The following is a 13156-nucleotide window of genomic DNA, read 5'->3' as shown; positions in this document are numbered from 1 at the left end:
AGTCACGTGAGCAAGAAACTGTTACCCGTGATCGCGGCGGTGCTGGTGGCCGTCGCGATGACACCCGCCTCGCACGCCGCCGACACCGCGGCCCGCCATGGGAAGCACCGCTTCGCCGGGATCGGGTCGCTGTCGGCGCCCTCCGGGCAGGGAAGCTTCCGGTTCGGTGTGGCCACGTCGGCGACCCAGATCGAGGACAACAACCACAACACCGACTGGTACAAGTGGACCCAGCCTGCCCCGGAGGGGTTGGGCCACAACGAGTTCGTCGGCGAGGGTGTGGACGGCTACACCCTGGCCATCGAGGACATCGCGCTGATCAAGCGGATGAACCTCGACTCCTACCGGTTCGGCATCGAGTGGGCCCGCGTCGAGCCGCGCCGCGACGTCATCGACGAGTCGGCGCTGCGCCACTACCGCGAGCTGATCACGGCGTTGCGCGCCAACGGCATCCGGCCGATGGTCACCATCCACCACTTCGCCAACCCGGTGTGGGTCGACGACCCCGCCGACGCGGGCTGCGCGAACGGTCCCGGCGACGCCAACCTGTGCGGTCTCGACCACCCGAGGGGCGGCGAGTTGGTCGTCGAGGAGATGGCCGAGCACGCGCGCCTGTTGGCCCAGCGCTTCGGCGACGTCGTCGACGAATGGGTGACGGTCAACGAGCCGATGGTCTACATGGTCTTCGCCCACTCCTTCGGTATCGGCCCGCCGGGCAAGGCGAACCTCACGCCGGAGACCGTCCAGACGTTCACCCGCGCGCTGCGCAACTACGCCCGGGCGCACGTGGCCATGTACCGGGCGGTCAAGGGCGCGGACCGCACCGACTCCGATCGCGACCGGGTGGCCGCGAGCGTCGGCCTGACCAACGGCGTCCAGCAGTACGCCGCCGTGCGCGACGGGAAGATCAGCGACAACCCGCTGGACATCGCCGCCCGGGACCGGTTCAAGCGGTACTTCGACTTCAGTTTCCTCGACTCGCTGTGGCAGGGAGCCTTCGACAACAACCTCGACGGCGTCATGGACGAGTCCCACCCCGAGTGGAAGGGCACCCTCGACTGGCTGGGTCCGCAGCTCTACGTGCGCAACGGGATCAGCGACCCCAGCGCCAACCCGGAGCTGCCCGCGTTCCCCGTGATCGACGTCCAGGCGTGCCCCGCCGCGCCGTGCCTGCCGCACGTGGACCCGACCTACTTCGTGCCGACCATGGGGTACGAGTCCAGCCCGCAGGGCCTGTACCCGGTACTCAAGGAGGTCGCCGAGCGCTACCCGGGCATCCCGCTCGTGGTCAGTGAGAGCGGCTTGGCCACCGAGAGCGGCAAGCGCCGCGCGGAGTACCTCGTGCGCGCGTTGGAGCAGATCGCCAAGGCCCGCGCGGAGGGCATCGACGTGCGCGGCTACTACCACTGGAGCCTGCTCGACAACTTCGAGTGGCTCAAGGGCTACCCGCCCCGGTTCGGCCTGTACCGCGTCGACCGCACCACGATGGAGCGCACCCCGACCGAGGCCGTGGGCGTGTACGCCGCGATCGCAGGCTCGCGCAAGCTGACGCCGAGCATCGTGAGCAAGTACGGCGGTGCCGGTCCGCTCACCCCGGAGCCGACCGGCTGACAGTCCACTAAGGACAGACAACATGCGTGCGAGGGCCCCGCTTTCCGGCGGGGCCCTCGCACTTTCTCTTTCGCACCAACGATCTCCCGACGTCGAGGATGGATGATGAGCGAGACCGCCGTTGGTCCCGAGCAGATCACCGAACTGCTGCGCGCGGCCGTGGCCGGGCTGACCGGCAGGGACAGCGTGCCCACCGACCGGCCGCTGCGCGAGCTGGGCGTGGACTCCGGGGGGACCGTGCGGTTGGTGCGGGAGCTGTCCGAACTGCTCGGCCGGGAAGTTCCCGTGTGGACGGTGTGGCGGTATCCGACCATCTCCGCGCTCACCGCCCACCTTGTCGGCGCGCCGGACAGCGCGGCCGCACCGCGGACGCGGGCGGCCGAGGCCGAGGACGCGGTCGCGATCGTCGGCATGGGGTGCAGGCTGCCGGGGGGGATCGACAGCCCGGCGGCCCTGTGGGCAGCCCTGTGCGCGGGCGTGGACGCCGTCGGCGCGGTGCCGGGGGAGCGCTGGGACGCCGAGGCGTGGTACGACCCGGACCCGCGCGCTCCCGGCGCCATGAGCACCCGTCGAGGCGGCTTCCTCGACGACGTCGCGGGATTCGACGCGGGCCTGTTCCGCATCTCGCCCGCCGAGGCCCGGCAGATGGACCCCCAGCAGCGGCTCGCCCTGGAGGTCGCCTGGGCGGCCGTCGAGGACGCCCGGATCGTGCCCGGCTCGCTCGCCGACACCCGGACGGGCGTGTTCCTCGGGACGATGGCCCAGGAGTACCACCTGGCGACCGGGGCGCGGGCCGCCGCCATCGAGACGCACTCGGCGGTCGGCTTCGACAACTCGATCATCCCCGCTCGAATCGCCTACGCGCTCGGCCTCACCGGGCCGGTGATGGCCGTCGCCACCGCCTGCAGCTCGTCGCTGACCGCGGTGCACCTGGCGGTGCAGAGCCTGCGGCGCGGCGAGTCCGACCTGGCCATGGCGGGTGGGGTCAACCTCATGCTCCACCCGAACACGACGGTCGCGATGACCAAGTTCGGCGCAATGAGCCCCACCGGGCAGTGCCGCGCATTCGACGCGGACGCCGACGGCTACGTGCGCGGCGAAGGCTGCGGCGTGCTGGTGCTGCGGCGGCTGGCCGACGCGGTGGCCGACGGAGACCGGATCTACGCGGTCATCCGGGGCAGCGCGGTGAACAACGACGGCGCGTCCAACGGGCTCACCGCGCCCAACCCGAGGGCACAGATCGATGTGTTGCGCTCGGCTTGGCGCGAGGCGGGCGTGTCGCCCGCGCGCGTCGGCTACGTCGAGGCGCACGGCACCGGCACACCGCTCGGCGACCCGATCGAGGCCGCCGCGCTGGGCGCGGTGTTCAGCGAGGGCCGCACGGCCCCGCTGTGGGTGGGCTCGGTCAAGACCAACCTCGGCCACCTCGAACCGGCGGCGGGCGTCGCCGGGATGCTCAAGACGGCGCTGGCGCTCTATCACGGCGAACTGCCGCCGAGCCTGCACTTCGACACGCCCAATCCCCACATCGACTTCGACGGCGCGAAGCTGGCCGTGGTGACCGAGCGGCAACCGTGGCGGGAGGCGGGCCGGTTCGCAGGCGTGAGCGGCTTCGGCTTCGGCGGGACCAACGCGCACGTCGCCCTCGCCGAGCCGCCGTCCCGTCGCGAAGCGCTGACCTGGCCCGAGCGGCCGGACACCGGGGCGCCCTCGGTCGTGTTCGCCTTCTCCGGCCACGGCTCGCAGTGGCGGGGGATGGGCCGCGATCTCCTGGCCGAGCCCGCCTTCGGTGCCGCGCTGGCCGAGTGCGACGCGGCCCTGGCGCCGATCCTGGGCTGGTCGGTCCGCGCGGAACTCGTGCGCGGCACGCGCGGCGACAGCGCGGACGTCGTGCAGCCGCTGATCTTCAGCGTCCAAGTCGCGCTGGCCGCCACGTTGCGGGCGTGGGGGATCCGGCCGGACGGGGTGTTCGGGCAGAGCATCGGGGAGGTCGCCGCCGGAGTGTGCGCGGGGGCGCTGACGATCGCCGAGGGCGCCGAGGTCATCGGCCGGTGGTCCGAGCTGATCGGTGCGCGGGCCAGTGGGCAAGGCGGCGTGCTGGTGTGCGATCTGTCCACTGAGGACGCTCGATCGGTTGCGGAGCGGACCGGGACGACCGTGGCGGGATTCCTCGCGCCGGGCCAGGTCTGCCTGTCCGGGGACGAGGACGCCCTCGCCGCGGTGGCGGCCGAGGTGCCTGGAGTCCACCGGGTCGACATCGACTATGGCGCGCACGGCGCGGGCCTGCGGGCGCTGGTTCCTGAAGTGGCGGCGCGGCTCGCGGGCGTGGCGGGACGGCCGGGAACCGTGCCGTTCTGGTCCACGGTGACCGGGGACGTGCTGGCAGGCTCCGCCCTGGACGGGGACTACTGGGCCAGGAACATGTGCGAGCCGATGCGCGTGGCGGAGGTGGTCGCGGAACTGCGGTCCCCGCGCGGGCTGCGGGTTGTCGAGATCGGACCGCACCCCGTTCTGCGCCGCTCACTGGAGCGCACGCTGGCCGACGACCCCGGCGCGGCCGTGGTGTCGACCCTGCAGCGGGACGTCCCGGGTCGGGCCGCACTGGAGGCCACGGCCACCCGCCTGTGGTCGGACGGTGTCGCTGTCGACCGCGCGGAGGTGACCGGCACGGCCGCGGCCGCGGAGACCGTCGTGCTGGCGGTATCGGGCGCGACCGAGGCCGCTCGTGCCGAGAACGCGGCGCGGCTGGCCGACCGGCTCGACAGCGGCGGTGATCTCGCGGCCGCCGCACGGACGACGCTGTTGCGGCGCACCCACTTCTCGCACCGGGCGACTGTCGCGGCCGACTCGGTCGCCGAGGCTGTCGACGGGTTGCGGGCGGTGGCCGCGGGCCGGACGCGGGCAGGCGTGGTCGCCGGGCAGGCCAGGGCGGGGGAGCCCGCCGTGCTCTTCACCGGTCAGGGCAGTCAGCGGTCGGGGATGGGCGCGCTGCTCTACGACCGGTACCCGGTGTTTCGGGCAGCCCTCGACCAGGTGTGCGCGGCGTTCGACGAGCACCTGGACCGACCGCTGGTCGAGTTGGTACTGGGGGACTCGGACCTGGTGCACCAGACCAGGTACACCCAGCCCGCGCTGTTCGCCTTCGAGGTGGCGCTGTTCCGGCTGTGGCAGTTCTGGGGGCTGCGGCCGTCGGCGTTGGCCGGGCACTCGGTGGGCGAGCTGGTCGCCGCGCACGTCGCGGGTGTGCTGTCGCTGGCCGACGCGGCACGGCTGGTGTCCGCGCGCGGGCGTCTGATGCAGCAGTGCCCCGGCGGCGGGGCGATGGTGTCGGTGCAGGCGGGGGAGGACGAGGTGCGGGCGGCGCTCGCCGAACATCGGGGTGCGGTGTCGATAGCCGGGATCAACACACCGGACCAGACCGTGATCAGCGGCGACGCGGACGCGGTGGCCGCCGTGGCGCACCGGTTCGCCGAGTCGGGCCGCAAGACCCGCGAGCTGCGTGTTTCGCACGCGTTCCACAGTGCCCACATGGATTCGATGCTGGCGGAGTACACCCTGATCGCCGCGGGCTGTGAGTTCCGGGAAGCGGCGATCCCGGTCGTCAGCACCGTGACCGGCGCGGTGCTCGGCCTGCCGGACGCGGCGTACTGGGCGGACCAGGCGCGCGGCCCGGTGCGGTTCGCCGACGCGCTGCGCACAGTGGCCGACACCGAGCTGTTCCTGGAGTGTGGACCCGGCACCACGCTGACCGCGATGGTCGCCGCGACACTGCCCGCGGCCGTGGCCATCCCGGGCGCGGACCCGCTGGCGGCGGCGGCGGCCCTGCACGCCCGCGGCTGCGTACTCGACTGGGCCGCGATCCTCGGCACCGGGCCGTTCACGGACGTCCCCGCGTATGCCTTCCAGCACGAGCACTACTGGGTGGAAGGTGCGGCCCCGGTCCGCCCGGACGCCGACCGTGCCGCCGCCTGGATCTACGAGGAACACTGGACGCCTTCGCCCGCCCCCACCGGGGCCGCCGGTGGAGACTGGCTGATGGTGGCGACACCGGACCATCCCGTCGTCGCCCCGATCACCGATGCGATCGCCGCCGCGGGCGGCACGCTCCGCGTTCTCCCGCCGGTCGACCGGCCCGGACTCGCCGCGACGCTGTCCGAATTGGACAGCAGCCCGCGCGGCATCCTCGTCATCGTCCCCACTGACGCCACCGAGGAAACCGCCGCGCTGACCATGCTGGCCGTCCTGCAGACCATGGGCGACGCGGGGGTGCGAGCGCCGCTCTGGGCGCTCACCCAGGGCGCGGTCGCGGTGAGCGCCGAAGACGTCGCCCCTCGGCTGGGACAGGCTGCCGCGTGGGGGCTGGGGCACGTGGCGGCTCTGGAAGCGTCGGGGCGGTGGGGCGGACTGATCGATCTGCCCGAGACCCTGGATCAGTCCATAGTGGACGGTCTACTCGGCACGGTCGCCGCCGACCTTGGCGAGGAGCACGTGGCGCTGCGCGCCGAGGGCAGGTTCGCCCGCAGGCTGCGGCGCTTCGCCGGGGGCGGCGAGTGCGCACTGCGCGGAACCGCGCTGGTCACCGGGGGCAGCGGGGCGCTCGCCCGGCACGTCGCGCGGTGGCTCGCGGACCGAGGGGCCGAACATCTGGTGCTCGTGTCCCGCCGAGGGCGGGGCGCCGACGACGCGGCCGAACTGCGCGACGAGCTGCTCGCGGCGGGTGTGCGGGTCACCCAGGAGTCGTGCGACGTCACCGACCGGGACCAGCTCGCGCGGCTGGTCGACCGGCTCGATCGCGAAGGCACGCCGGTGCGATCGGTCTTCCACACCGCGGGGGTGCTGGGCGACCGCCTGCTGACCCACCTCGACGCGGACGCGGTCGCCGCGGTGATGCGGCCCAAGGTCACCGCCGCGCGGTGGCTGCACGAACTCACCGCGGACCGCGACCTCGACGCGTTCGTCCTGTTCTCCTCCGTCGTCGGTGTCCTTGGCAACGCGGGACAGGGCAACTACGCGATGGCCAACGCCGCACTGGACGCGCTGGCCGCGCACCGCCGGGCGCTGGGACTGCCGGGCGTCAGCGTCGCCTGGGGGCCGTGGGCGGGCGGCGGCATGGCCCAGGGGACCGCCGAGGCCCAGCTCCGCGGCATGGGACTGCGGCCGATGCGGCCGGACCACGCCCTGCGCGGGCTCGACGCGGCCGTGGTGGCCGGGCGGTCCCTCGTCGTGGCCGACATCGACTGGTCGCCCGCGGCCGCGGCGTATCGGCTCAACCGCGTTCGGCCGCTGCTCGACGGGATAGCCGAGGCCCGGCCGACCGCGACCGCTGTCGCGGCGGCGCACATGGCCGCGGCGGCGGTGCGGGAGTTGGTGGCAGAGGAGGCCGCCGCCGTGCTCGGAGTCCGCGACCCGCACTCGCTCGACCCGCTCACCGGCTTCACGGACCTGGGCTTCGACTCGATGCTCGCGGTCGCCTTCAGCGCAAACCTCGCCGCGCGCGTCGGGGTCGCGGTGCCCAAGACCATCGTCTACGAGCAGCCGAACGTCGATGCGGTCATCGGCTGGCTGTTGGCCGAACTCGGCCTCGACGTCGCCATTCCGGGCACCGAAGCGGCGCGGGCGCGCGCCGACGAGCCGATCGCGGTCGTCGGCGTCGGGCTGCGCATGCCGGGCGACGCGCACGACCTGGACAGCCTGTGGGACGTGCTCGCCGGGAGCCGCGACACCGTCACGGCGATCCCCGCGGAGCGCTTCGACATTGCCGCCTGGTACGACCCCGACCCCGACGCCGAAGGCAGGACCTACGTCCGGTCCGCCTCGCTGCTCCCGGACATCGCGGGATTCGACGCCGCGTTCTTCGGGATCAGCCCGCGCGAGGCCGCGCCCATGGACCCGCAGCAGCGGTTGGTGTTGGAGGCGGCCTGGACGTCGCTGGAGGACGCGGGCATCCGGCCCGCTGACCTGCGCGACTCGACCACCGGTGTGTTCGTCGGCGCGGGTCCGGGCGAGTACGGCAGGCACCGCGCGGGCGACCCGCAGGACACCTACACGCTCACCGGAGCGCTGCCCAGCTTCCTGGCAGGCCGCGTCGCCTACCACCTCGGGCTGCGGGGTCCGGCCATGGTGGTGGACACTGCGTGCTCGTCGTCGCTGGTCGCGCTGCACCTGGCCTGTGCGGCGCTGCGCAACGGCGAGTGCGACTTCGCCGTCGCGGGCGGAGTTCAGGTGCTCGCCGACCCCGGCTCGTTCATCGCGCTGAGCCGCTCGCACGCGCTGTCGCCGGACGGGCGGAGCAAGACGTTCTCCGCGGCGGCCGACGGCTACGGCCGCGGCGAGGGTGTCGGCATGGTCGCCATGATGCGGCTGTCGGCGGCCGTGGCGGCCGAACACCGCGTGCTCGGTGTGATCCGGGGCAGCGCGGTGAACCACGACGGCGCCAGCAGCGGGATCACCGCGCCGAACGGGTCCGCCCAGCAGGAGGTGCTGCGCGGCGCGCTGCGATCCGCTGGGCTGGAGCCGGGGGACCTCGATTACGTCGAGTGCCACGGCACCGGGACCGCGCTCGGCGACCCGGTCGAGGTGCGGGCACTGGCCGAGGTGCACCGCGGCAGGCGATCCGCGCCGCTGGGCATCGGGACGGCCAAGAGCGTCATCGGGCACCTGGAGTCGGCCGCGGGCATCGCGGGCGTCGTCAAGGTCCTGGCGTCGCTGCGGCGCGAGGAACTGCCCGCCACCGCGCACAGTTCGCCGCGCAATCAGCACATCGAGTGGGCCGAACTGCCGGTCCGGGTGGTCGACGAGCCTGCCCCCTGGCCGCGAACGGCGAACCGGGTCCGCCGCGCCGGGGTCTCGTCGTTCGGGCTCAGCGGCACGAACGCGCACCTGATCCTGGAGGAGCCACCCATCGAGGCCGCCGCCGAGGCCGCCGAGGGCGACTGGCCGGTCCTGCTGTCCGGCAAGGACGAGACCGCGGTGCGGGCGCAGGCGGACCGCTGGGCGTCCTGGTTGGACGAGCACCCGGATGCCGCCATGGCCCAGGTCGCCGCCACCGCCGCGCTGCGCCGCACCCACTTCACGCACCGCGCGGGCGTTGTCGCCGCCAACTCGGCCGACGCGGCGGCCCGACTGCGGGCCGTGGCCGCGGGCACGGCCCCGGTTTTGACCGGGGACGGTTCCGTGGCCGTGCTGTTCACCGGCCAGGGTAACCAGCACCCTGGCATGGGCGCGGCGCTGTACGAGCGATACCCCGCTTACCGTGAGGCTTTCGACGAGGTGGGCGCGGCATTCGCCGAGCACCTCGACCGGCCGCTGGCCGATCTGGTGCTCGGCGGATCGGACCTGGTGCACCAGACGGCATACACCCAGCCCGCCATGTTCGCTGTGGAGATCGCGCTGTTTCGGCTGTGGCGCTCGTGGGGTCTTGAGCCCGCGGCGCTGGCAGGCCACTCGGTCGGCGAGATCGCCGCGGCGCACGCGGGCGGCGTGCTGTCGCTCACCGACGCCGCCCGGCTGGTCGCGGCGCGCGGCGCGCTGATGCAGCAGTGTCCCGATAGCGGCGCCATGGTGTCGGTCGAGGCCGGTGAAGCCGAGGTGCGCGCCGAGTTGGACGGCGTCGCGGGGGTGGCGGTGGCCGGGCTGAACACGCCGCACCAGACCGTGATCAGCGGCGAGGTGTCCACAGTGGAACTGCTGGCGGACCGGTTCGCCGAGCGCGGGCGCAAGGTCCGGCGGCTGCGCGTGTCGCACGCCTTCCACAGCCCCCACATGGACGGCATGCTCGCCGAGTACGGCGCTGTCGCCGCCACCTGCCGGTTCGCTGCCCCGCACACGCCGGTCATCAGCACTCTGACGGGACAGCCGCTCGACCACGCCGCGCACGCGGACTGGGTCGCCCACTGGCAGCGGCAGGCGCGCGAGGCCGTCCGCTTCACCGACGCCCTGGCCGCCCTGCGAGATCGGGGGATCGGCGGCTTCCTCGAATGCGGTCCCGGCTCCACGCTGACCGCGATGGCCGCCGCCACGCTGGCGGACGGGGTGTTCGTCCCGTCCCTGCGCGCGGAGTCGCCGCTGGCGGCGGCGGTGACGCTGCACGGCCACGGCCACCGGCTGGACTGGCACGAGGTGCTCGCCGTGTCGTCCGCGCGTCCGGTCGGACTGCCCGCCTATCCCTTCCGGCGCACCCGCCACTGGACCGACCCGGCGCGCCCGAGTGCCGCGGCCGAGCCAGGCGCGCACCCATGGCTCTCGGCGGTCGTCGCGCTGGCAGACGGCGCCGGGCACGTACTCAGTGGCCGGATCGCGCCTGCGGACTGGCCGTGGCTGGCCGACCACGCGGTCTTCGGGTCGGTGGTCCTGCCTGGCACGGCGCTGCTGGACGTCGCGGTCGCGGCGGCGGTCGCGGTGGGCGCGGCCGGGATCGGTGAGCTGACCCTGGAGCACCCGCTGGTGCTGGCCGGGCCCGTGCGGCTGCAAGTCCGCGTCGACGGGACCGGGATCGAGCTGTTCAGCCTGCCCGAAGGCGATGACGGCGACTGGACGCGTCACGCGGCGGGCACGCTCGCCGAGCACCGCGCGGCCCCGGCCGCGCCGGACCTTCGCGAATGGCCGCCGAGCGCGGCGGACGCCGTGGACATCGGCGGCCTCTACCCTGAACTCGCGCAGCGAGGTCTCGGCTACGGGCCCGCTTTCCAGGGGCTCACCGGCCTGTGGCGGGATGGCGACACCGCCTACGCCGAGGTCGCTTTGCCCGCGTCGGTCGCGGCGGGCGGCTTCGGGCTGCACCCGGCCGCCCTCGACTCCGCACTGCACACGCTGGCGGCCGTGCTGCCAGTCGAGCCCGGGCAGGTGCAACTGCCGTTCGAGTGGTCCGATGTGGAACTCCACGCCGACGGCGTGACCGCCCTGCGGGTCCGGTTCGACCTCGTGGACGGCTCCGGCGCCGCGATCTGGGCCGCGGACGCCGCGGGCAGGCCCGTGCTGCGCGGCACGCTGCGGCTGCGTCCCGCCACCGCCGCGCAGATTCGGGCGGCGAGCGGGGTCCGCGACCTGTATCGGGTGCGGTTCCAGCCGGTTCCCCTCGCCGTGCCCACCGCGCCACCTGCCCTGGTGCTGGGCGGGACCGGCCTGCTGGGGCTGCCGTCGGTCGCCGACCTGGACGAACTGCGGCGGCATCTGGACGGCGGAAACCGGCCCGTGGTCGTCTTGGTGGACGCCACCGGAGAGTCCGTCGTGCGGGACGCGGCGGCCACGGCGCTGCGGATGCTCCAAGCGCTGCTGGCCGAGTCACGCCTGGCCGACGCGGATCTGGTGTGGCTCACCAGGAACGCCGTGGCCGCGGCTCCCGGTGACGCGGTCGCCGGTCTGGCCCAGGCGCCGCTGTGGGGGCTGCTGCGCACCGCTCGCCGCGAGCACCCGGACCGGGTCATCCGGATGATCGACGTCGCCGACGGCGTCGGGCTGGACCGGGCGCTGGCGGTCGCGGACGAACCCGAACTGGCCGTGCGCGGCGGCGAGGTGCTGGCCGCCCGCCTGGTCCGGGCGTCGGCCGGGGCCGGGTCGGTCGCGTTCGACCCGGATGGTTCGGTGCTGATCACCGGCGGTACCGGCGAACTGGGTGCCGCCGTCGCCGAACACCTGGTGCGCGACCACGGTGTGCGGAGGCTGGTGCTGATCTCGCGCCGCGGCCCCGCCGCCCCTGGCGCGGCCTACCTGGCCGAGACCCTGCGCGCGGCGGGCGCCGAGTCGGTCGACGTGCTCGCCTGCGACGTCGGCGACCGCGCCGACGTCGCCCGCGTACTGTCTACTTCGGACAGTTGGACGGCGGTGCTGCATCTGGCAGGCGTGCTCGACGACGGCCTGCTCACCGGTCAGGACGCCGACCGGCTGCGTGGCGTCCTCGCCCCGAAAGCCGATGGTGCGGCGCACTTGCACGAGCTGACAGCCCACCTGGACCTGACCGCTTTCGTGTTGTTCTCCTCCGTGGCGGGCACGCTCGGCACCGCTGGGCAGGGCACCTATGCGGCCGCGAACACCTTCCTCGACGCCCTTGCCGCGCACCGGCGCGCCCAGGGCCTGCCCGCGACCAGCCTGTCGTGGGGACTGTGGGCGCAGACAGGCGCCGGCATGACCGCGCACCTTGGCCTGCCGGAACTCGACCGCATCCGCAGGCAGGGCATCGCGCCCCTCTCGGTGGCCGACGGGCTGCGGCTGCTCGACGCCGCGCTCGCGGCCGATGCCGCGCATCTGGTGCCGGTCCGGCTCGACCTGCGCGCGCGGACCGAGCCCGACGAGGTCCCCGCGATGGTGCGCGCCCTGGTCCGGCGCTCTCCGCGGCCCGCGCCCGCGCGGGCCGCGGAGACGCTGCGCGACCGGCTGCTCGCCGCGCCTGTCGCCGGGCGCGCCGCACTCGCCGAGAAGGTTGTGCTGGCTGAGGTGGGCGCGGTGCTCGGCATCGCCGACGCCGAGTCGCTCTCCCCGCACGGGGTGCTCAAAGGGATCGGACTGGACTCGCTCATGGCCGTCGAGTTGCGCCGCAGGCTGGCAGCGGCGGCTGGGACACCGCTGCCCGCCACGCTCGCCTTCGACTACCCGACCCCGGCCGCCATCACCGGGTTGCTCCTGGAACTGCTGGACTTCGCGCCGGGCGCCGCTGATTCCGGGGAGGACCCCGGCGAGCGGCTCGCCTGGGCGCTCGACCGGGTCTCGCCTCAGCGGCTGGCCGACAGCGGCCTGCTCGACCAGATGGTGCGCCTGGCCGAGTCCGCGCTCGGGGTGCCCATCGCCGCGGCTGCCCCGGCGAGCGCGGACGACCGCTCGCTCGATGACATCAACGCCGAACTCAACGCCCTGCTCGGGCTCGAACTCTGAGCCTGGCGACGCCGAACCGGATCGAGGTTGTGTGATGACTAACCCAAGCCAGGACCGGATGGAGCTGGCGCTGCCCGCCATTCGCGCGCTGCAGAAGCGCGCTGCGGACCTGGAAGCACAGCGCGGCGCGCCCATCGCCGTGGTGTCGATGGCGTGCAGGCTGCCGGGCGGTGTCGACTCGCCGGAGGCGTTCTGGGAGCTGCTGTCCTCGGGTGGGGACGCGATCGGTGAGTTCCCGGCGCGCTGGGACGCGCTGGGTGTGTTCGACCCGGACCCGGACGCGGTGGGGAAGAGCTATTCGCGACAGGGCGGCTTCTTATCGGAGGTCGAGTTATTCGACGCCGGGTTCTTCGGGATCTCCCCGCGCGAGGCGCAGTCCATGGACCCCCAGCAGCGCGTCGTGCTGGAGACCTGCTGGGAGGCGCTGGAGCGCGCGGGCATCCGGCCGGAGACGCTGCACGGCAGCAACACCGGCGTCTTCGTCGGCGCGATGAGTTCCGACTACGGCGACTACGAGCGCCACGGGCTTGATGTGCTCGACGGATATGTCAGTAGCGGCAACGCCTCCAGCGTGATCTCCGGGCGCGTGTCCTACACCTTGGGTTTGCAGGGTCCGGCGGTCACTGTGGATACCGCGTGTAGTTCGTCGTTGGTGGCGTTGCATTTGGCCGTGGGTGCGTTG

General features: G+C 73.7%; 3 protein-coding genes. All 3 read left to right on the top strand.

The window, feature by feature from the left end:
- Nucleotides 1-6 precede the first annotated feature (6 nt).
- On the top strand, nt 7-1611 hold the full coding sequence (locus ACT4N7_RS09350) for a glycoside hydrolase family 1 protein (RefSeq protein ID WP_444828228.1): 1605 nt from the start codon (nt 7-9) through the stop codon (nt 1609-1611).
- 105 nt (nt 1612-1716) lie between these two features.
- Nucleotides 1717-12474 (top strand): SDR family NAD(P)-dependent oxidoreductase, encoded by a 10758-nt coding sequence (locus tag ACT4N7_RS09345; RefSeq protein WP_444828227.1) that lies wholly within the window; start codon nt 1717-1719, stop codon nt 12472-12474.
- 31 nt (nt 12475-12505) lie between these two features.
- Nucleotides 12506-13156, top strand: a 651-nt coding sequence (locus tag ACT4N7_RS09340; protein ID WP_444828226.1) for a beta-ketoacyl synthase N-terminal-like domain-containing protein, incomplete at its 3' end; no start/stop codon positions are given.

The organism is Actinokineospora sp. (genome assembly GCF_052390155.1).
In the GTDB taxonomy this organism is placed as follows: domain Bacteria; phylum Actinomycetota; class Actinomycetes; order Mycobacteriales; family Pseudonocardiaceae; genus Actinokineospora.
This window is presented reverse-complemented; position numbering and strand designations above follow the sequence as displayed.

Coding starts and splice junctions, on each gene's coding strand:
- ACT4N7_RS09345 (WP_444828227.1), top strand. CDS start 1,717: ATGAGCGAGACCGCCGTTGGTCCCGAGCAGATCACCGAACTGCTGCGC.